General features: G+C 41.7%; 21 protein-coding genes. 6 read left to right on the top strand and 15 right to left on the bottom strand.

What is annotated here, in order from left to right; genetic code table 11:
- Positions 1 to 221 precede the first annotated feature (221 nt).
- On the top strand, positions 222 to 1,436 hold the full coding sequence (locus tag PR766_RS00880) for a pyridoxal phosphate-dependent aminotransferase (protein ID WP_006660281.1): 1,215 nt from the start codon (positions 222 to 224) through the stop codon (positions 1,434 to 1,436).
- A 359-nt stretch (positions 1,437 to 1,795) separates the two neighbouring features.
- Here the strand turns inward: PR766_RS00880 and PR766_RS00875 are convergent, their stop codons facing one another.
- Positions 1,796 to 2,116, bottom strand: a complete 321-nt coding sequence (locus PR766_RS00875; RefSeq protein ID WP_154636395.1) for a hypothetical protein — start codon at positions 2,114 to 2,116, stop codon at positions 1,796 to 1,798.
- 275 nt (positions 2,117 to 2,391) lie between these two features.
- Here PR766_RS00875 and yfbR point away from each other — a divergent pair, with 275 nt between their 5' ends.
- Positions 2,392 to 2,973 (top strand): 5'-deoxynucleotidase, encoded by a 582-nt coding sequence (gene yfbR, locus PR766_RS00870; protein ID WP_036978907.1) that lies wholly within the window; start codon positions 2,392 to 2,394, stop codon positions 2,971 to 2,973.
- 139 nt (positions 2,974 to 3,112) lie between these two features.
- On the opposite strand, the gene PR766_RS00865 is transcribed toward yfbR, so the two are convergent.
- The 6 genes from PR766_RS00865 to yfbV all read right to left on the bottom strand — a co-directional run bounded on the left by PR766_RS00865 (position 3,113) and on the right by yfbV (position 7,767).
- Complete coding sequence (locus PR766_RS00865; RefSeq protein ID WP_006660278.1) at positions 3,113 to 3,376, bottom strand: hypothetical protein; 264 nt, start codon at positions 3,374 to 3,376, stop codon at positions 3,113 to 3,115.
- Between the two features lie 29 nt (positions 3,377 to 3,405).
- Positions 3,406 to 3,831 carry a hypothetical protein gene (locus PR766_RS00860; RefSeq protein WP_006660277.1) on the bottom strand — a complete coding sequence of 142 codons (426 nt, stop codon included), beginning with the start codon at positions 3,829 to 3,831 and terminating at the stop codon, positions 3,406 to 3,408.
- A gap of 175 nt (positions 3,832 to 4,006) precedes the next feature.
- Positions 4,007 to 5,836 carry an SLC13 family permease gene (locus PR766_RS00855; protein WP_036962977.1) on the bottom strand — a complete coding sequence of 610 codons (1,830 nt, stop codon included), beginning with the start codon at positions 5,834 to 5,836 and terminating at the stop codon, positions 4,007 to 4,009.
- 87 nt (positions 5,837 to 5,923) lie between these two features.
- Complete coding sequence (locus PR766_RS00850) at positions 5,924 to 6,598, bottom strand: sugar phosphatase (protein WP_036978904.1); 675 nt, start codon at positions 6,596 to 6,598, stop codon at positions 5,924 to 5,926.
- A 58-nt stretch (positions 6,599 to 6,656) separates the two neighbouring features.
- Positions 6,657 to 7,151 carry a YfbU family protein gene (locus tag PR766_RS00845; protein ID WP_006661359.1) on the bottom strand — a complete coding sequence of 165 codons (495 nt, stop codon included), beginning with the start codon at positions 7,149 to 7,151 and terminating at the stop codon, positions 6,657 to 6,659.
- Between the two features lie 160 nt (positions 7,152 to 7,311).
- On the bottom strand, positions 7,312 to 7,767 hold the full coding sequence (gene yfbV / locus PR766_RS00840) for a terminus macrodomain insulation protein YfbV (protein WP_006661358.1): 456 nt from the start codon (positions 7,765 to 7,767) through the stop codon (positions 7,312 to 7,314).
- Between the two features lie 585 nt (positions 7,768 to 8,352).
- On the opposite strand from yfbV, the gene ackA reads away from it, so the two are divergent.
- The 3 genes from ackA (at position 8,353) to PR766_RS00825 (ending at position 13,033) form a co-directional block, all read left to right on the top strand.
- Complete coding sequence (gene ackA / locus PR766_RS00835; protein ID WP_154636394.1) at positions 8,353 to 9,555, top strand: acetate kinase; 1,203 nt, start codon at positions 8,353 to 8,355, stop codon at positions 9,553 to 9,555.
- Between the two features lie 66 nt (positions 9,556 to 9,621).
- Entirely contained in the window at positions 9,622 to 11,766 is a 2,145-nt protein-coding gene (pta, locus tag PR766_RS00830) for a phosphate acetyltransferase (RefSeq protein WP_230086838.1), read from the top strand.
- Positions 11,767 to 11,905: 139 nt separating this feature from the next.
- Positions 11,906 to 13,033: a hypothetical protein gene (locus tag PR766_RS00825; RefSeq protein ID WP_154636393.1), complete on the top strand. Its 1,128-nt coding sequence runs from the start codon at positions 11,906 to 11,908 to the stop codon at positions 13,031 to 13,033.
- Positions 13,034 to 13,079: 46 nt separating this feature from the next.
- On the opposite strand, the gene yfcD is transcribed toward PR766_RS00825, so the two are convergent.
- Positions 13,080 to 13,622 carry an NUDIX hydrolase YfcD gene (gene yfcD, locus PR766_RS00820; protein WP_006660269.1) on the bottom strand — a complete coding sequence of 181 codons (543 nt, stop codon included), beginning with the start codon at positions 13,620 to 13,622 and terminating at the stop codon, positions 13,080 to 13,082.
- A gap of 271 nt (positions 13,623 to 13,893) precedes the next feature.
- Between yfcD and PR766_RS00815 the strand changes: the two genes are divergently transcribed.
- Positions 13,894 to 14,799, top strand: a complete 906-nt coding sequence (locus PR766_RS00815; protein WP_006660268.1) for a TIGR01777 family oxidoreductase — start codon at positions 13,894 to 13,896, stop codon at positions 14,797 to 14,799.
- Here PR766_RS00815 and PR766_RS00810 read toward each other — a convergent pair whose 3' ends face one another.
- The 7 genes from PR766_RS00810 to PR766_RS00780 form a co-directional block, all read right to left on the bottom strand.
- The gene (locus tag PR766_RS00810; protein WP_006660267.1) at positions 14,800 to 15,372 is read right to left on the bottom strand and encodes a UbiX family flavin prenyltransferase; all 573 of its coding nucleotides are present in this window, start codon (positions 15,370 to 15,372) and stop codon (positions 14,800 to 14,802) included.
- A gap of 340 nt (positions 15,373 to 15,712) precedes the next feature.
- Positions 15,713 to 17,230 (bottom strand): amidophosphoribosyltransferase, encoded by a 1,518-nt coding sequence (gene purF, locus PR766_RS00805; RefSeq protein ID WP_006660266.1) that lies wholly within the window; start codon positions 17,228 to 17,230, stop codon positions 15,713 to 15,715.
- Between the two features lie 14 nt (positions 17,231 to 17,244).
- Entirely contained in the window at positions 17,245 to 17,748 is a 504-nt protein-coding gene (gene cvpA, locus PR766_RS00800) for a colicin V production protein (protein WP_006660265.1), read from the bottom strand.
- 177 nt (positions 17,749 to 17,925) lie between these two features.
- Positions 17,926 to 18,636 carry a cell division protein DedD gene (dedD, locus tag PR766_RS00795; protein WP_036962970.1) on the bottom strand — a complete coding sequence of 237 codons (711 nt, stop codon included), beginning with the start codon at positions 18,634 to 18,636 and terminating at the stop codon, positions 17,926 to 17,928.
- A gap of 5 nt (positions 18,637 to 18,641) precedes the next feature.
- Positions 18,642 to 19,931 (bottom strand): bifunctional tetrahydrofolate synthase/dihydrofolate synthase, encoded by a 1,290-nt coding sequence (gene folC, locus PR766_RS00790; protein WP_036962968.1) that lies wholly within the window; start codon positions 19,929 to 19,931, stop codon positions 18,642 to 18,644.
- Complete coding sequence (accD, locus tag PR766_RS00785) at positions 19,921 to 20,889, bottom strand: acetyl-CoA carboxylase, carboxyltransferase subunit beta (protein ID WP_006660261.1); 969 nt, start codon at positions 20,887 to 20,889, stop codon at positions 19,921 to 19,923. The genes folC and accD overlap by 11 nt, the downstream gene beginning before the upstream one ends.
- 160 nt (positions 20,890 to 21,049) lie before the next feature.
- Positions 21,050 to 21,757 carry a DedA family protein gene (locus tag PR766_RS00780; RefSeq protein ID WP_006661352.1) on the bottom strand — a complete coding sequence of 236 codons (708 nt, stop codon included), beginning with the start codon at positions 21,755 to 21,757 and terminating at the stop codon, positions 21,050 to 21,052.
- Between the last annotated feature and the right edge of the window lie 26 nt (positions 21,758 to 21,783).

The following is a 21,783-nucleotide window of genomic DNA, read 5'->3' as shown; positions in this document are numbered from 1 at the left end:
CGATAATTATCAGAATTAGATTCCAACTTAACAACCACAACCAGAATCAACATCTAACTTATTCAATACTTTAAGATAGCATATATCTGATTCATGTCTAAACCAACCTTTTGCACCAAAAATTATCTAGCATCTTCAAAAGCTTCCGAGGGAGGAGTACAGTAGATAACAACGCCGGAAATCCCCTATCATCGCAAGCCCGTTAGGGTAATGAGAGAACCATGAACAACATACTGAAATCCAATAAGCTCGATAATGTCTGCTATGACATTCGTGGGCCAGTTTTAAAAGAAGCAAAGCGCTTAGAAGAAGAAGGCAATAAAGTCTTAAAACTGAATATTGGTAACCCGGCACCGTTTGGCTTTGAAGCACCTGATGAGATCCTCGTTGATGTCCTGCGCAATCTGCCAAGCTCGCAAGGTTACTGTGATTCAAAAGGCTTATATTCAGCGCGTAAGGCCATCGTACAACATTACCAAGCCCGTGATATTCACGATATGACGGTTGAAGATGTGTATATCGGTAACGGCGTTTCTGAACTTATCGTTCAAGCTATGCAAGCACTGCTTAATAATGGCGATGAAATGCTGGTGCCTGCTCCTGACTACCCACTTTGGACCGCAGCGGTTTCCTTATCGGGTGGTAACGCAGTGCACTATATGTGTGATGAACAGCAAGGCTGGATGCCTGATCTTGACGATATTCGTAAAAAAATCAGCCCACGCACCCGTGGTATTGTCATCATCAACCCGAATAACCCAACAGGGGCGGTGTACAGTAAAGAACTGCTGATGGAAATTGTCGAAATTGCCCGTCAACATAGCCTGATTATTTTCGCTGATGAAATCTACGATAAAATTCTGTATGACGATGCGCAGCACCACTCTATTGCAGCACTGGCACCTGATTTACTGACAGTCACGTTCAATGGGCTATCAAAAACCTATCGCGTTGCAGGTTTCCGCCAAGGATGGATGGCGATAAACGGCCCGAAAAAACACGCTAAAGGCTATATTGAAGGCTTAGAAATGTTGGCCTCTATGCGCTTGTGTGCAAACGTTCCGATGCAGCATGCTATCCAAACTGCGTTAGGCGGCTATCAAAGTATCAGTGAGTTTATCCAACCAGGTGGACGCTTATATGAACAGCGTAATCGTGCATGGGAATTGATTAATCAAATTCCAGGCGTCTCTTGTGTTAAACCACAAGGTGCCCTGTATATGTTCCCTAAAATTGATATTAAACGTTTTAATATTCACGATGACCAAAAAATGATCCTTGACTTATTACTACAAGAAAAAGTGCTATTAGTCCAAGGAACCGCATTTAACTGGCCAGAGCCTGACCATTTCCGTATCGTGACACTACCTTATGCTGATGATTTAGAAATGGCTATCAATAAGTTTGGTCGTTTCTTAGAAAATTATCGCCAATAATATTGGCGGCTTGGTGAAAAATAAAAATAGCCCGATATGGGCTATTTTTATAACTGAAAATTTAATATCTAAATATGAGGCTCTTTATTGGATAATCAAATAATGGAAATTAAATAAACAGCCGCTAAGAAAAACAACACCAATATTACTGGGAAATATTTCATTTCATCCTCGATCAGTTTAATTATCTACCTCTCGATTATAGTGACTAAAAATATCAAATCAATTTATTATTGGATGATAACTTGTTTACTCTTGCACGTCTTATTTAGATAATTGAGTATGGACACTCTCAATTTAACTTTTTTATTTCATTCTTTTTTGATCATTTCATTGCATGATTATGAATCGAATATTAATTATAGCCAAACTTGATTCATACTGTCAGAACAACGATCTCCACTGTCTAGAACTGTGTAAATTCGTTTAGACTCGCCATTGACTCCAACAATTACATGCCCCTCCGTCGGACTTCCCGTTTCATCAATAGAACAATCATACATAGGTTCTGAGCGATAACGTGTATTGTCTTGAGTCACAATGTCTAAAATCCAGTAATCTCGCGGCTTTCCAATACCCCTTTGATAAATAAACTCCATTGCATTTTTAATAATCGCCCCTTGAGGTACATCCTTTAGTTCAACAGTGGATGTTCGTAATGATAAGTGTGTAAGTTTCATCAATTTTAAGGGCTCTCCCCAAAAGTTCTCTAATGTAACCGTACCTTTTGCTGATAACGCGACTTCCATATAATCTCCTCGATGCTATTGAATTGATGCTTGGATAATTAATGGGAATTTTAATGCATTTCTTCCTATACTTAATTCATTTAAAACATTAGCTTTCATTAAGTTATATTCACTTATTCAAAATAGAAGCGCTTAATATTAAATATAAATTTACTTGTATCTGATGTATGATTTTCACATATGATTATTTCAATCAAGGAGGAGTTATGAGTTACTTTTTTGCCCATCTTGCTAGAATGAAACTCATTCATCGCTGGCCCCTAATGCGTAATGTGCGTACTGAAAATGTGTCAGAGCACAGCCTACAAGTCGCGATGGTGGCACATGCACTCGCAATCATTAAAAACCGTAAATTTGATGGTAATGTTAACGCCGAAAAAATTGCACTATTCGCCATGTACCATGATGCAAGTGAAGTCATCACAGGTGATTTACCCACGCCAATTAAGTACCATAATCAGCAAATTGCCCATGAATACAAAAAAATAGAAAAATTCGCGCAGCAAAAATTACTGGATATGTTACCTGAAGAACTGCAAGAGGATTTTAAATGCTTGCTGGTGGAAGATCTTCAATCTGAGGAAGAACATTTTATTGTAAAACAGGCTGATACCTTATGCGCCTATTTAAAATGTTTAGAAGAACTATCTGCTGGCAATAGCGAATTTAAGCTCGCTAAAAAGCGCCTTGAAAAAATGCTCGCTGAGCGCAATAGCCCTGAAATGGAATATTTTATGAAAACGTTTGTCCCGAGTTTTACGCTTTCATTAGATGAAATCAGCCACTAACTAAACAAAATATAAGGAATGGCATATGCCATTCCTACTTTTAACATCCTGTTCAGCTTGATGTACACTTCCACTTACTCATCTACAATATCGTTTACTTAGATGTTCGTGATTTTTACCATAAAACATGATGAGTCATTCATGCTTTATTTTCAATTGAAACAGGATAATGGACGTATAAATTTTCAGATTCGCCATTGATGCCAAGAATCACTTTTCCTTCATCGGCTCTTGTCATCGAGCAATAAAATTTGCTCTTTGTATGATAGCGTTTTCCATCTTCTGTTGTTATATCTACATACCAGTGATTATAAGAATCCTCGGTATCTAGCTCGTAACTGAACCACATAATATTATCTATCTTTATTTTATCGGATATATCATGATAAATAGTATACGCCATTTTATTTCATTCTGAATTAAAGCTATTTATTATAAAACTTCAATCAATTCTGTCTTGCATCCTGATGATGATGAAAATGCGATATATAATGTTTTCGCCGTACCATTCACACCAATAATTGCATCTAAAGAATCATAGAAGGCATAAGAACAACGAAATCTATCTTTCGTTCTAAAAACTCGCCCACTTTTAGTATGCATGGTCATATCCCAATAGTCATACCGATCCAGCTGTCCCATAGCCGTTCGTATGAAAAACACTTTTTTTAGCTCTGTTCGATCCGCAATATTTGATAATTCAACTGTTGTTAACATATGTCTCGTTTTATCAATCATACCTGAAACATAATGTTCTAATCGAACAGAAACTAATTCTTCACCCCAATAGTTTTCGAAAGTACAAAAACCATCATTTCCATAAACTACCACTTTCTCTTTTGTTATTTCAGTATTCATTATTACCTCACCATAATTATCTGTTAATTTTAAGGAATGTTCCGGTAATAAAAATAACAATATTCTGCAGGTAGGCGGTAATGGATTAAATATTACGAATTGATCTTTATCATCATGGGTAGTAAGTTTTATTGAGTTTAATAGCGCCTTAATAAAGTAGGCGCTATTGATTTAATTAGAATGGGAACAAAATAGGGATCACAGCCACACTGATAAACATCACGATAATCGTAAAGGGAACTCCCATCTTTAGAAAATCGGCAAACTTATATCCACCAGGTCCGAGCACTAAGGTATTGACAGGAGAAGAAACCGGTGTCATGAATGCGGCGGATGCCGCGATACCAATGACCATAGCGAATGGCAGTGGCGAGACTTCCATTTGACGCGCTGCGGCAATCGCAATGGGGGCCATTAATACTGCGGTTGCAGTGTTAGAAATAAATAACCCAATGGTGGCACACAAGATAAACAAGCACAGTAACATCACATGAGGACCTAATCCACCAGCGACCTTCATCAGTGCATCTACCGCTAGGGCTATCCCCCCGGTTTCCTGTAAAGCGATAGCAAATGGCATCATACCAACAATCAAAATAATGCTCGGCCAGTGAATCGATTTGTACGCGCTTTCCATATCAATACAGCGAAATTTCCCCATTAATAAGCAGGCAATTAACGCTGCAATAAAGTTAGGGATTTCATTGGTAACCATCATCGCTACCATGAGCGCAAGGCAAAATAACGCATGAGGGGCTTGCGAAGCAGCTGGGGCTACCGCCTCAACTTCAGCGGCTAAGTTCAATACAATAAAATTACGCGGTTTGGTCGATAGAATACGGATCAATTTCCAATCACCGATGACCAGCAAAATATCCCCTAAGCGCAGAGGCTCATCCACTAGTTTGCCATCAAGGGCCTTTCCATCGCGGCGTATCCCCACGACGTTTAAACCATATCGGGTACGAAATTTAATCTCTCGTAAACTTCTACCCAATAATTCTGAGTCTGGGTTCATAGACACTTCCGCCATCCCCACATCCCTTGATTGTTCGGAAAAATAATCTCCACGCAAGATCATTGGCTCAAGGAGTTGTTCACTACAAAATTGACGCAGCTCATCGTCAGTCACTGAAATATCAATCAGCAAAACATCGCGCTCGCGTAGCTCAGTCCCCCCCGTTGCACTCACCATCACACGACGAAACTTGCGCCAGCGTTCAATCCCTACCACGTTCGCGCCGTAACGGGAACGCAAATGAAGTTCATCAAGCGTGTGTCCAATCAGTGAAGACCCTTTACGAATAGCTAACCGACGGGCACGCCCCGCCAGTTTATAATCGCGGATCAAATCACGGAAACTACGCTGATATTTTACGGGTTGTTTATCGGGTTCATTGCTTCCTAGCCAGCGACGAGTCAGCCACATATAACCAATGCCCGCCAATAAAATGAGGAGTCCAATCGGGGTAATTGAGAAAAATTGAAAACTGGGTAGCCCTTCACGAACTAATTCGCTATTCACGACCATATTGGGTGGCGTAGCGACTAACGTCATCATGCCACTGATCAGACCGGCAAAGCCTAATGGCATCATTAATCGACTAGGGGATGTTTTCATCCGTGCAGCAACACTGAGCACGACGGGAATGAAGATGGCGACAACGCCAGTAGAACTCATGAATGCACCGAGTCCCGCCACCGTCATCATTAAAAAGACAAGCATTTTACTTTCGCTGCTGCCTGCAACTCGGACGAGCCACTCCCCCATTTGGTAGGCAATTCCGGTACGAACCAGACCATCTCCGATGACAAACAGAGCGGCAATCAATAAAACGTTAGGATCCGCAAAACCCGCGGTTGCCTGCTGTAATGTCAATGTATCACTCAATACAAATGCAACAATGACTAATAAGGCAACCACATCCATGCGGATTTTATTGGTCGTAAATAGAACAACCGCGATCAATAGTAGGGTTAATACCCACAGCAATTCTCCGTTCAAAATATCCCCTTTCGACGAAAAAAAACAGGCTAAAGATTTTAGTTAGTTAACCATGTTTTTAAGAGGATTTCTTTGATTAGATCGTAATTAGGCGTTTTTCGATACGAAAAGCTCAAAATAGCCGTTATTGTCAGGTCCAGTCACGGAGATTTGCTCTAATGTACTAATAATCGCAGAGATTTCATCTCGTCGAGGCATACCTTCTGGTGCATGAACAGCAATCACTTGGCAACCTGCACTTAGCGCAGAATGAATACCCGCGGGCGCATCTTCGAAAGCGATGCAGTCTTCAGGTGGGAGAGACAGGCTTTTCGCCCCTAATTGGAAAGGTTCTGGATCTGGTTTACCTTTAGAGACTTTTTCAAAAGTGACCCAATGTTTAGGTTCAGGCAAGCCGGCGGCGGCTCGGCGTCCGTGAGCGATTGGCACTGTTCCTGATGTCACAATCGCCCAAGGCGCACCTAATTTATTCAGTGAAGATAACAGCGCTATTGCCCCTGGCAGCGCAACAACGCCGTCCATATCTTCACTTTCCATTTTTTCTAACCAACGAAAATGGCTTTGTAGCTCTTCTTCGCTTGCATTAGGTAAAAAATGACGCAATGTCGTCATCGCAGGTTTTCCATGGATATAATCGATAATTGCTTGCTTATCCTCACCAATTCTATCGCCAAATAAACACCAACAGCGCTCAACAACAGCGAGTGAATCCGCCAATGTTCCATCGAGATCGAATAAAAAACCTTTTGCTTTTAACTTCACATTGAACCCTTTTATTTACCTAATGCAAATATGCTCTGTGTTTTTACCTAAAATACGGTTACGCATTTAAAATCTGAGAAATCTCGACCGCTGAAAGATGATATTGACGAGGGCAAGCTTGCCAAATTTTCAGCATTCTTAAATATTTATCCCACATTGGCGTTTGAGAGTTAAAACCGTGAGTACCGCTGTCAAAGTGCGTATAACGCCCTTCGGTATTCACCATAAAGCGTACATAGCTCAGATAACGAGCCTCTGTCGCCGCATCAAAGCCTAAAAATTGCACACGGCGCTCATCGACTCCATGTTTATCTTCCATGTTGCCGTAGGAAACCTGCAATGCATGGTACATTTCCATCACATCAATGACAGTACGGCACGTTTGTTCACTCAACTCACCAAAATCTCTATCCAGTTCGCGCATTTGCAAACCGAATCCACGCTCAACTATCGTTTGAAGACGACGGTAACGCTCTGCGTTATCAGGATCTAGCATGGTCATCATTTTATATTGATTGGATATAATTAAGCGTTCAGCGTTGGTCATTTCCATCACAGCTCTCCATAAATAATTTACTGCCATCTTCGCATTCAATGTTAATAATGCACAGATGAAATATCATTTTTATTGATCTAAACAACTATTTTGTATTAGTTATTGTTAAATAGAGCTTTGTTGTTAGACCTGACTTTAATTAGGATCAAAAATAATGTTAGATATCTTCCATAAAAGTGTGATCTAACTGCTTGAACGCTTTTTTCAATAATTCGGCTAGCGCCAGATAGTCCGGCTGTTGTTCGATAGGCGCCATTGCAATTCCCGCTTCAGTAAATTTATCGCGGATTTCATAAAACCAACTCAATAACCCTGCAGGTAATGGCGTAACAGCACGTTTGCCTAACCACCATAACCCTTGCATTGGCAAGCTACAGGCGAATAGCGCTGTGGCAACCGCAGGTCCTAACTGCCCACCTAAGGCGATTTGCCAAGCGAGCGTAAATATTGCAATTGGCGGCATGAAGCGGATCCCAAACCGGATCGCTTTATTGATACGTAGCTCAGGAAACAGCGGTGTTAGCTTTTTTTCCATAGGAAAAACCTTCAGATAGTGATTCCCTAATCTGAATCGTTTAAAAAAACCTGGAGGGGTACTTTGTATTGTGCTCATCAATAAATTTCCTACTACCATCACAAAAACAATATCAATCTTTGGCTAGCTTACGTCAAATTGAGTATGAACGCACACTCAGTTTTTAAGTTCATTTTCACAAATTTAGCTTTAATCCAGCTAACTTAAATGAAACCCACTATTCTAGTGAATGCATAACTTACCGCTATAACTACACTTTATATGGCATTTATGATTTTAATCAACCAAACGCCCTATTTTTAAAAAAAACATATAAAATATAAAATAGTTTTAGTAGAATCGACCGCAATTAGAATGACTACCGGGCTATGTTGCTTAATAGTTCTCTTTAATAAGTAAACAACAGTGATATATTGGGGCTCTGCACGTTATTTCAACACGATGCCGTGACTTATTTTTCACAGTTATTTAACAGCATTACGTAACGTTTGCTACAGAAAACCCTGTAAAATCATCGACCCATGTTCTTTTTTGCACATATCATGATATCAATCATGAATTGGTCGGATATAAATACGCTAGGCTCTAGCGACTTACATTTTTCAACTAAGTCTGTGTGTCCTGATAACGGGCTTCACAACATCAACTAAGATAGGTATTTCCATGTCAAGTAAGCTGGTACTGGTTTTAAACTGCGGTAGCTCCTCACTGAAATTTGCAATCATCGATCCGACTAATGGAGATGAATTTCTATCAGGTTTAGCTGAATGTTTTAATTTGCCTGAAGCTCGTATTAAATGGAAAATGGACGGCGAAAAACATGAGGCGCCTTTAGGCGCAGGTGCTGCGCATAGCGAAGCATTAAATTTCATCGTGAATACTATTCTTGCGGCGAAACCTGAACTGTCTGCTCAAATTTCGTCTATCGGTCACCGTATTGTTCACGGCGGCGAAAAATTCACGTCTTCTGTGGTGATCGACGATGAAGTCATCGCAGGTATTAAAGCGGCAATCCCATTTGCACCTTTACACAACCCTGCTCACCTGATCGGTATTGAAGAAGCAAGAAAATCCTTCCCTCACCTGATCGGTAAAAACGTCGCTGTATTCGATACTGCATTCCATCAGACAATGCCTGAAGAAGCTTATCTGTATGCACTGCCATACGAATTATACTCAGAGCACAGCATTCGTCGTTATGGCGCACACGGAACTAGCCACTACTATGTTTCTCGTGAAGCAGCGAAAAAACTGAACAAACCAGTTGATGAACTGAACGTTATCACTTGCCATTTAGGTAATGGTGGTTCAGTATCAGCAATCGTAAACGGTAAATGTGTTGATACATCAATGGGTTTAACTCCATTAGAAGGCTTAGTAATGGGTACTCGTAGCGGCGATATCGACCCTGCGATTATTTTCCATTTACATGATTCATTAGGCATGAGCGTTGACCAAATCAACAAAATGCTGACGAAAGAGTCTGGCTTACTAGGCTTAACGGGTGTGACTAGCGACTGCCGTTATGTTGAAGATAACTATGGCGCCAAAGCGGATGCAACCCGCGCAATGGATGTATTCTGCCACCGTTTAGCAAAATATGTTGGTGCGTACAGTGCGCTGATGGAAGGACGCCTTGATGCGATTATCTTTACTGGTGGTATCGGTGAAAACTCCGCACAAGTTCGTGAAATCACATTGAAGAAATTAGCTATTCTTGGTTTCGAATATGACCACGAGCGCAACTTAGCGGCACGTTTCGGTAAAGAAGGTGTCATCACCACCGATAACAGCCGCCCAGCACTGGTTATCCCAACGAATGAAGAGTTGGTGATTGCCCAAGATGCTGCACGCTTAACAGCATAAAGACTTTCTTGCCGCCAGCCTTATGCTGGCGGTACTGCTTTAGAGTAACCAAAAAACGAGGTTCCCGTGTCCCGTACAATTATGCTAATTCCTACTGGCACCAGCGTTGGTTTAACCAGCGTCAGTCTGGGTGTCGTTCGCTCAATGGAACAAAAAGGTGTCCAGCTGAGCGTATTTAAACCAATCGCACAACCACGCGTTTCAGGTAATAAAGACCAAACCACCGAAGTTTTACGTTCACACTCCAGCATCACGACCATTGTTGAACCTTTAACAATGGAATATGTTGAATCTCTTCTGACATCATCTAAAAAAGATATTTTGATGGAAGAGATTGTGGCTCGCTACCACGAGCACACCAAAAATGCAGAAGTCATCCTGATCGAAGGTTTAGTCCCAACGCGCAAGCACTCTTTTGCTCAATCATTGAACTACGAAATTGCGAAAACCTTAGGCGCAGAAATTGTTTTCGTTACCGCGCCAGGCAACAGCTCAATTCAGCAAATGCAAGAACGTTTAGAGCTGGTTCGTAACGAGTTCGGTGGTCAACGTAATGAAAATATCATCGGGGTTATCGTTAATAAAGTTAACGCACCTGTTGATGATCAAGGTCGTACTCGCCCTGACCTGTCTGAAATTTTCGACGATTCGACCAAAGCGACGGTGGCTAACATCGATGCGAAAGCGCTCGAATGTTTGAATCTGCCAGTATTAGCGACGATCCCTTGGAACTTTGACCTGATTGCCACCCGTGCAATCGATATGGCAAAACACTTAAATGCACAAGTAGTTAACGAAGGTGAAATCAACACTCGCCGCGTTAAATCAGTAACCTTCTGCGCACGTAGCATTCCACACATGCTGGAACACTTCCGCCCAGGTTCACTGTTAGTGACTTCCGCAGACCGCCCTGACGTACTGGTTTCAGCCTCTTTAGCCGCAATGAACGGTGTAGAAATCGGGGCTATCTTATTAACAGGCGGCTATGATATCGATGCACCTATTCGCAAACTTTGTGAACAAGCATTCGAAACGGGCTTACCTGTGTTTATGGTGAACAGCAACACATGGCAGACTTCGCTGAATCTGCAAAGCTTCAGTCTTGAAGTACCTGCTGATGACCATGAGCGTATCGAGAAAATTCAAAACTATGTGGCTCGCCACATTAGCAGTAACTGGATTGAATCTCTGGTTGCTGATTCTGAACGTCCAAACCGTCTGTCTCCTCCAGCGTTCCGTTATCAGTTAACTGAACTGGCTCGTAAAGCAGGCAAACGTATCGTCCTGCCTGAAGGTGATGAGCCACGTACCGTTAAAGCGGCATCGATTTGTGCTGAACGTGGTATCGCGACCTGCGTATTGTTAGGTAATCCTGATGATATCCGCCGTGTTGCAGCATCTCAAGGTATCGAATTAGGCGCTGGTATCGAAATCGTTGACCCAATTAAAGTTCGCGAAGAATATGTTGCGCGTTTAGTTGAGCTGCGTAAGAGCAAGGGCATGACCGAAGTGGTTGCTCGTGAACAATTGGAAGATAACGTTGTTCTGGGTACATTGATGCTAGAAAAAGGTGAAGTAGATGGACTGGTTTCTGGTGCGGTTCATACCACAGCAAACACCATTCGCCCACCATTACAGTTAATCAAAACTGCACCAGGTAGCTCATTAGTCTCTTCTGTATTCTTTATGCTGCTGCCAGAACAAGTCTTTGTTTATGGTGACTGTGCAATTAACCCAGATCCAACTGCTGAGCAACTGTCTGAAATCGCGATCCAATCTGCCGATTCAGCAAAAGCCTTTGGTATTGAACCTCGTGTTGCGATGATTTCATACTCAACGGGTAATTCTGGTGCGGGTAGTGATGTTGAAAAAGTTCGTGAAGCTACGCGCTTAGCACAAGAAAAACGCCCAGATCTGATGATTGATGGTCCGTTACAGTACGACGCGGCGGTTATGGCTGATGTAGCAAAATCTAAAGCGCCAAACTCACCTGTTGCGGGTAAAGCCACTGTATTCATCTTCCCTGACTTGAACACCGGTAACACCACTTATAAAGCCGTACAACGTTCTGCGGACTTAGTCTCTATCGGTCCAATGCTGCAAGGTATGCGTAAACCAGTTAACGACTTATCTCGTGGTGCTCTGGTAGACGATATCGTTTACACCGTTGCACTGACAGCAATTCAAGCTGCACAAAACGAAAACGCATAATTTTCGTTATTAGGCATTACGTTAAAAGGTCAATCAGGAAACTGATTGACCTTTGTTTTTTCATCGCTATTTGAAAATAACATTTTCCCTTTTTCATATCATGATCCTCTATGTTTTCACAAGAATATTGAGGATGGTTATGATTATCCCCCAAAGAGTCAGTATTAAGTTTAAACAGATAAAATTAACTGACCATTTTAAAGATACTGCTAAAAATGAGTTTTCCCGTAATATAATCGGCATTAAAAATATTCAAGAAGCCGAAAAAGGTGTTTGTTATGGATTAACACATGCTTTCTTATTTTATGCTCATGCAAATGATGAAAAAACATATATAAAAAATCTGGCGCGCGCATTAAATAAAACACATAACGCCAAGGGAAACATTCGCCATTATCACACTTTTTTAAATGATGCTTTTTGTCAAATAATTGATAGACAAAAATTAATTGATTATAGTCTACATATTGACCACGCCATAAAAAATTTTGATTTTTCAAATGACAGCAATGAGTTAAAACAAAGAAATATGCTTAATTCTATCAATGCAGTACTTTTTAAAAACGGTGCCTTATTACTGAATAATATAGGGGAAGATAATGCTATTAATTTAAAAAAATTATTACATCAATTATATTTTTATACCTATTCCACATCGAAAAATGCCAAGAAGAACGTATTAAAAGGAAAAAGTCATTTTGAACTTAATTTAATGAAACTAACAGCTCGAGAAATTAAGAAAAAATGTTCTAATTTTACACTAACTGATTTATCACAGGTCGGCATTAAACCGTTTTTTGAACTGGTTAAAAATCACCAGAAAAAAATCATTAAGCATCAAATAACACAAAGAAATAACCAATATAATATAAAGTATGACACCTATACGATTATTGATAACAATGTAAAATTAAATCCACAAAATTATATAACCTTTGAAGAATTTAAACAGCGAATTAATAATCGACTACAACAACAAAAGGATACCATTTGTGATTTTCTAACGAAAGATCATGCTATGGGGATTACGATTAAACATATCAACAATAAAATCATATTCAAGTTCTTTGAACCTAATAAAGGCCTTTATATAACAGCGAAGAAGAAAAATTTTTTTAGTCTCATTGAAAAAATAATATCTCAGCAAGAATGCTTAATGAATGAGAAAAATGAGCCAATCATCGAGGTTAATACCTCCTACGCCGATAAACTTCATCAATATCCGCTGCCGAATAAAATCAACAAGCCAAAATTTTATAAATCATAAAATATAAAAGGACTACCTTGGTAGTCCTTTCTTCTAATATCCGAGCTTACTCTGGGCTGGAACAGCTAATCGCTTTATCCGCTTCATTATTGCGCGTTAACCATAATGACAGTGCTTTAAGTGAATCAGGCGTGAATTCATCACAACGTGCTGTAATCTCTTTTGGCGTTAGCCAGCTCACCTCAACCACTTCGCTTTCTTGTAATGCGAAAGGACCATGACTCACACAACTAAACAGCCCACCCCATACTCGGCAGATTTCGTTTTCATAATAGAAGGTACCATGTTCCGCAAAAGGAACACCCGCAATGCCCAGCTCCTCTTCAGCTTCGCGCTTAGCTGATTCAAGAATATTTTCATCTTGCATCACTACGCCCCCAGCGGTTGCATCCAAAAGTCCAGGGTAAAAATCTTTAATGTCAGTTCTTCTTTGCACCAAAATTTTACCCATACCGTCATGTACCACGATATACGTTGCGCGATGACGTAAATTTTCAGCCCGCATTTGGCGACGGGTTGCTTGAGCTATCACATTATTATCTTCGTCAACAATATCCACCCACTCGACGAATTCGGTCTGTTGTTCCATCCTGAAAACCTTATTTAACTTGCCCAACGAAATACTTTGATACAAGGTATTCTTTTCACTTATACGTTGCAAGGGATCCTAAGCAAATTTGTGCTTTGTCTCCCTCATAAAAATCAACACATCCCTTTAAGATATAGCACAAAATTCTTTTTTTTGAACCGTTAACTGAAACCCAACAATTCTTATTTGCAAATGCTATAGTTAACTCAAACTAGATGGTAAAAATCGGATTATTTAGAGCGTTATAACGCTTTAAATAGAGGGGATAAAAATGAGAATACTAATAACAGGCGGAACAGGGTTAATTGGTACCCAACTGGTTCAAGCGTTAGTGATGCATTCACATCAGGTCACGGTATTAAGTCGCTCACCACAAAAAGTATACAGTCTATTTTGTAAAGCGGTTGAATGCTGGACAACCCTCAGCGATAGAAAAAATCTCAACGAATTTGATGCAGTCATCAACCTTGCCGGTGAACCCATCGCAGAAAAACGCTGGACGACCGCACAAAAACAAATCCTCTGTGAAAGTCGCTGGAAAATAACCCAACAGTTAACGGATTTGATTAAAGCCAGTGAAACCCCACCGAATGTATTTCTTTCTGGATCTGCTGTTGGCTATTACGGCGATCAAGGTCAGTCTGTAGTGACTGAATCAGACCAACCCCATGACGAATTTACCCATCAGTTAGCTGCACGCTGGGAAGCCATTGCCCTCGAAGCCCAATCAAGCAAAACGCGCGTTTGCCTATTGCGTACTGGATTAGTTTTATCCCCTAAAGGTGGTCTACTCGCCAAAATTCTGCCTATTTTCAAAATGGGGGCAGGTGGACCGATTGGTCATGGAAAGCAATATATGCCGTGGATCCACATTAACGATATGGTAAAAGCGATTTTGTTTTTAATGGAAACACCGGATTTATCAGGTCCGTTTAATATGACGTCGCCTTATCCTGTCCATAATGACCAATTTGCTGCCATGATGGGAGATGTACTCAATCGCCCTTCTTTCGTGCGCACGCCCGCTTTCGCCGTAAGAGGCGTGCTTGGTGAATCTGCCACTTTATTATTAGGGGGACAGCAAGCCATTCCAAAACGCTTAGAAGAGGCTGGCTTTGCATTTGAATTTATTGAACTGAGAATTGCTTTGGAAGATTTATTAACACCAACACCGTGATTATTTAGCGCCCTGCCAACGGGTGAACAAATCATGGTCGAGCTGAATATCAAACTGGTCAAGTACGCGATTCACGGTTTGATCGACAATATCTTGAATAGATTGAGGCTGATGATAAAACGCAGGCATTGGGGGCATAATCACGGCACCTATTTCTGCGGCTTGAACGAGCAATTTTAAATGCCCTAAATGCAGTGGCGTTTCCCGTACCCCTAACACCAGTTTTTTCCCTTCTTTTAATACGACGTCTGCCGCACGGGTTACTAATGTGTCTGTATAGCTGTGTACGATGCCTGAAAGCGTTTTCATAGTACAAGGCATTATTACCATACCCGCAGTGCGAAATGAGCCTGAGGAGATTGCAGCGGCGATATCGCGGCTATCATAAACATGGTCAGCAAGTTGTTGAACATCTTTCACACTGAAATCGGTCTCCAGCGCGAGAGTTTGACGTGCTGCCGCACTCATCACTAGGTGGGTTTCCACATCTTTCACAGGTTTAAGCACTTCCAGCAATCGAATACCGTAGATTGCCCCACTCGCTCCCGTTAACCCAATGATAAGTTTTTTCATGCTCAACCCCAATTCACGTAATTTCCTGCATTATATACCAAATATCGTGAAGAAGTGAGGGAGAGGCAAGGTGTAGAGGTCAGTATAGTAAAAATACAGAGCAAAACTTTACTCACGGAATAAGTGGGTATAAATAAAGGAATGAAGGAAACATGAGTGAAAGGTAATTCAGACTAACTTCATTTTCAGCTTAGTTTTAGATTTAATCCTCTAAATAATTCATGCTGTAGCTAGGCGGCAAGTTAGCTAATCCCTAGGAGCATACACAGGTATGTGACTAGGGTTAGCTAATACAGCCAACAACGCTACAGCGTGAAGTATGACGAGGCTCCCCGAAAATTTAGCCTTCGTTGTATATCTCTAAATCCTCAACATCACTCTGATCTTTCAACTTTAACTCATCGTCCTTACGCAGATTTTCCAGATAATTTAAATAACTTTGGTCAATATCTTTCGTCACGTAAATGCCGTCAAATACGGAACATTCAAATTCATTAATTTCTGGGTTTTCTTCACGAACTGCGTCCACGAGGTCGCTGAGATCTTGGAAAATTAAGCCATCTGCACCAATCAATTTTCGAATTTCATCGACTTCACGACCGTGTGCAATCAGTTCATTCGCATTTGGCATGTCGATGCCGTATACGTTCGGGAAACGTACTTCTGGCGCAGCGGAAGCAAAATACACATTCTTCGCACCAGCTTCGCGGGCTAATTCCACTATTTGCTCAGATGTGGTCCCGCGCACAATCGAATCATCCACCAGCAGAACGTTTTTATCACGGAACTCAGCACGGTTTGCATTCAGCTTACGCCGTACTGATTTACGACGTTCTTGCTGCCCTGGCATGATAAACGTGCGCCCAACATAACGGTTTTTCACAAACCCTTGACGGTATGGTTTATCTAGGATGTGTGCAATTTCCAAGGCGATATCGCAAGAGGTTTCTGGGATTGGGATCACGACATCAATATGCAGATCTTCCCACTCTCGTGCAATTTTAGCCCCCAACTTTTGCCCCATGCGCAATCTTGCGTTATACACCGAGATTTTATCAATAAAGGAATCTTGGCGAGCAAAATAAACATATTCAAAAATACACGGCGTCAGTTGTGGATTCTCTGCACATTGGCGAGTAAATAATTTACCATCTTCAGTGACATACACGGCTTCACCGGGTGCGACATCACGAAGGAATTCAAAACCTAACGTGTCTAATGCCACACTTTCAGATGCCACCATATATTCGTGTTCGCCAGTTGCCAAAATACGGCGACCGAGAACTAATGGACGAATGCCATATGGGTCACGAAATGCCACCATCCCGTGACCAATAATCAATGCCACACAGGCATAAGCACCACGGATTTTTTTGTGCATTGACGCGACGGCACTAAAAATGTTGTCAGGTTCGAGAGGAAAATGGTCAAACTTATCTAATTCATGCGCTAATACATTTAGCAGAATTTCGGAGTCTGAGGTGGTATTCACATGGCGACGCGCTGTTTCAAATAGGCTACGAGTCAGTTCGTGAGCATTTGTCAGGTTACCATTATGTGCAAGGGTGATACCAAAAGGAGAGTTAACGTAAAAAGGCTGAGCTTCAGATGCACTTGAGCTACCCGCTGTAGGATAACGTACATGTCCTATGCCCATTGAACCTTGAAGTCGCAACATATGGCGAGTTTCAAAGACATCTTTTACTAAACCATTTGCTTTACGCAAACGGATATTGTTTTTACCATCGATGGTCGCAATACCCGCTGCATCTTGCCCACGATGCTGTAGCACCGTCAACGCATCATAAATTGATTGGTTTACCGGTGAAACACCGGCGATACCGACAATACCGCACATTTAGTCTTTCCTCATCAGCCAGACGGAGAAATATTCTCCGGTAGGAAACTTGACGCATTTTGCAGGTAGTCAAAGAACCACCTAATAATATGACTGAACTGTGGAATAAGCTGTGAACGATGCCAATCCTCACTTTGAGGAAGCGGAGTAAATGTATCGAGAAAGAACAATAGCGCCGATACAATTAATACCCCACGCAACGCACCGAAGCAAATCCCCAGTACACGATCTGTACCCGATAATCCGGTTTTTTGTACCAGTGAGCTAATCACATAATTCACTACCGCACCTACAATCAGGGTTGCAATGAATAATGCCGCAATGGCAATACCGTTACGAACCAAAATATCCTCAAAGTTCGTAAAATAGCTCGCCAAGTAGGGATAAAACGTACTTGCAACGAAGAACGCACAACCCCATGTGATTAACGATAATGCCTCACGTACAAATCCACGAATCAGGCTTACCAGTGCCGAGAAGCCAATAATGGCGATAATTGTGTAATCAATCCAGACCATATTTCATTCCAAAATTCGCATTCACGTCAGCGGCGAATGCATTCTAACAGAAAACGAAAACGTTTGCGTAACCATTTTTCATTGAATTTAAAAAAATCAGCGGCGAAAAGAAAAAATCATAATCGCCGCAGTAAGTTACTAAATACCCTTATTTTTTAGGGATAATCCAATGTCATTTTAAGGCTTAAAAGCTTGAATAATCCCTTTTGTACCTGTTATCGCATTAAGTTCAGGTAATGCAGATTCAAGTTTCTGCCTTGATGCCTCAGGACCTACATAAATACGGGTTAATTTATTGTTCACCGGTTTCGCTGGCACCGTATAAACCTGATACCCCGACAATCTCAGTTTAGCCACTATCTCCTCAACCTTACTCGCATTATTTAGCGCGATAACTTGTACCACATACGCTTTGCCTTGAGGTTCTTGCTTAGGCTCCGACTTAGGTTCAGGTTTTGGTTCAGGTTTTGACTCTACTTTTGGTTTAGGCTCAGGTTTAGGTTCCGGCTTTGGCTCCACTCGCGGTTTTTCAGGCGCAACATTTGTCGGAATCGCACTCCCATTTTGAGCGCCATTATTTTGATTTGTCACACTTTGATTTGCACTGTTTGCGGCTACTGGCGGCTGTTCACTTTGCTTTTGCTCGGTGATAGCTTCCGATAACATCGCTTCAGAAGTTCCTTCTGAAGAAGCCGTTGATGCACTGTGTGTAATCGGTGCAATCGACTCAATATCTTCTTCATCACCCGGTTTGGGAATAATCGGAATGGCTGCAAATTCATTTTCATTGTATTTCTTATCGCCATCCAGTAGCCCGGGCAGCACAATGACCCCCGCAGCGACTAATACAATGGCGCCAGCAAGACGATTCTGGAATTTACTAGCCACTGACTTTATCCTTCTGTTTTCTCTAATAGCATCATGACGTGTGCTACTGTATGGAATGATCCACACACGACAATCACATCTTGTGGTTTCGCATCCACGCAGGCTTGTCGCCAAGCGGCTTCCACTGAATCAAATTCGTGAGCACCATCAATATGTTTGCTAAGTTCAGTCACATCCGCACCACGAAATTCTCTTAGCGGCGCAAGATACCAATCTGTAACTTGTTGGGATAAACAGGTTAATGTACCTTGAATATCTTTATCCCCTAGCATGCCTACTACCGCACGAATTCGACGACCTTCTCGCCTCGGTAATTGTGCGAGTTTGGAAACTAAGTAACCTGCAGCGTGCGGATTATGCGCCACATCTAAAATCATTAACGGGTTTTCGCCAATGATTTGGAAACGCCCTGGTAACTGAGCGGTACTTAAGCCTTGGTGAATCGCTTTGTTGGTTATTTTCTGCGCTAATACAGAGTCAATCTCCATCAAGCAGCTGATCACCCCCATTGCCGTTGCCGCATTGGCTAATGGCACATTCGGTAAGGGTAAATCTTCCCATGAACGCTGTGGGCTTTCCCATGACCAATGATCTGCATACTCTTGATAATGCCAATCTTTGCCACGCCGAAATAACATTGTGCCGATTTTGTCAGCATAAGCACCAATGGCGTCAGGCATGTCAGGTTCACCCACTACACCATAGTGACCTTGACGGAAAATACCCGCTTTCTCATGACCAATATGTTCGCGGTCAGAGCCTAGCCAATCTGTATGATCGAGAGCAATACTGGTGATAGCTGCGATATCCGCGTCCACCACATTCGTAGCATCAAGACGACCACCTAGGCCCACCTCGAGGATCACAATATCCAACTCAGCTTGCTTAAATAATTGTAGTGCAGCTAAGGTGCCATATTCAAAGTAGGTTAACGAAATATTTCCACGCTGCGCTTCAATGGTTGCAAACGCTTGGCAGAACGCATTTTCAGTCAGTTCTTTACCTTGGATACGAACACGTTCAGTGTAGCGAACTAAATGGGGAGAACTATACACACCTACTTTCAAGCCCGCCGCCATTAAAATAGCTTCAAGGGTATGGCATGTTGTGCCTTTCCCATTGGTTCCAGTAACGGTAATGACGCGCGGAGCAGGTTGGGTTAAATTCATTTGACGGGCAGCTTGCCCTACTCGCTCCAACCCCATATCGATATTTTGGCTATGTAGGTCGGTGAGATAAGAAAGCCAAGCCTCCAAAGGAGACTTGGCTGTAGGAATGATTAGATTACTCATCATCTTTTTTATGTTTAGACCCTTTTGCGTTTTCTGTTCCATCGACAGCGTCAGCAAGATCAATTTCCACATCAACAACTTCAACAACCAGTGTTGGCGCAGTATTCGGACTTGGTTTATTCGTTAACATCGCTAATACATCAGCCAGACGGTCACGCATATCTTGGCGACGTACGATCATGTCAATTGCCCCTTTTTCCAACAAGAACTCACTGCGTTGGAAACCTTGAGGTAATTTTTCACGTACTGTTTGCTCAATAACGCGAGGTCCTGCAAAACCGATCAAGGCTTTAGGTTCAGCAACGTTGATATCACCTAACATGGCTAAACTTGCAGAAACACCACCCATAGTTGGGTCGGTCAGTACAGAAATATACGGCAAGCCGCGCTCTTGCATTTTTGCCAATGCCGCACTGGTTTTTGCCATTTGCATCAACGATAACAGCGCTTCTTGCATACGTGCGCCGCCACTTGCAGAGAAACACACTAATGGACAGTTATCTTCCAGAGCCTGTTCTACAGCACGGACAAAACGTGCTCCCACTACCGATGCCATTGAACCACCCATAAAGGAGAATTCAAACGCTGCGGCAACGATAGGCATCTCTTTGAGTGTCCCTTTCATAACAACGATAGCGTCTTTTTCGCCCGTTTGTTTTTGTGCTGCGCTAATTCTATCTTTGTATTTTTTAGAATCACGGAATTTGAGCACATCCTTTGGCTCTAATTCGCTACCTAATTCCGTTGTTGAGTTTTCATCAAGGAAGGATTCAAGGCGTTGACGAGCATGAATACGCATATGGTGGTCACATTTCGGACACACTTGTAAGTTACGCTCAAGCTCAGCGCCATAAAGTACTTGCCCACAGCTATCACATTTAGTCCAAACACCTTCAGGAATGTTTGCTTTATGGGATGGGGTTGAAGTACCTTTTTTTAAAATTTTCTCAATCCAGCTCATTAATGGACCTTTTCGTCTGATTGCACTCTGACAAGACTCCAAGTAATACCAATCACTGAATATCAGGGATGGTGATATAAGGAGTATCTATCAGTATGTTATTTTTTGCCATTAAACCACAATGATATCTCACTGTAGATAAAAACTTTTTTCAAACCGATTATTGGTTATCGTTTTTTTGCGTCGCCGCACTGTTTTCTTTTGCTACTGCATTTTTTTCTTTTGCAGCAGCACGACGGTGGCGAATAATTTCAATGACACCCGGTAGAATTGAAATAAAGATAATCGCGACTATCAGTAATTTCAAATTCTTTTGTACTATCGGCAAATCACCGAATAAATACCCTGCATAGGTAAAGAGTAACACCCATAATAACGCACCTGTCACATTATAAAAGGCAAAATGACGGTAAGACATTTTTCCCATACCCGCAACGAAAGGCGCGAAAGTTCTCACGATTGGGACAAAACGCGCCAAGATAATCGCTTTTCCACCGTGTTTTTCATAAAACTCATGGGTTTTATCTAAATAGCTACGACGGAAAATTTTTGAGTTTGGATTTTGAAATAGCTTTTCACCAAAGATACGACCGATGGTGTAGTTCACTGCATCACCAATAATTGCCGCAATAATCATCAACAGTACCATGACGTGTACGTTTAAATCATTACTTGGCAATGCTGCTATTGCACCCGCAACAAATAATAATGAATCCCCTGGGAGGAAAGGCGTCACCACCAACCCCGTCTCGCAGAATAAAATCAGGAATAAAATACCGTAGACCCAAACACCATATTGGGCGACCAATTCCGCAAGATGCACATCAATATGCAAAATAAAATCAATGATAAAACTGATAAACTCCATGGGGTTCCTCATGTGGAGATTTATAT

This window comes from Providencia sp. PROV208 (assembly GCF_028479465.1).
Classification (GTDB): Bacteria; Pseudomonadota; Gammaproteobacteria; order Enterobacterales; family Enterobacteriaceae; genus Providencia; species Providencia alcalifaciens.
Note: the sequence above shows the minus strand (reverse complement) of the source record. Positions and strands in the feature narration are given on the sequence as shown.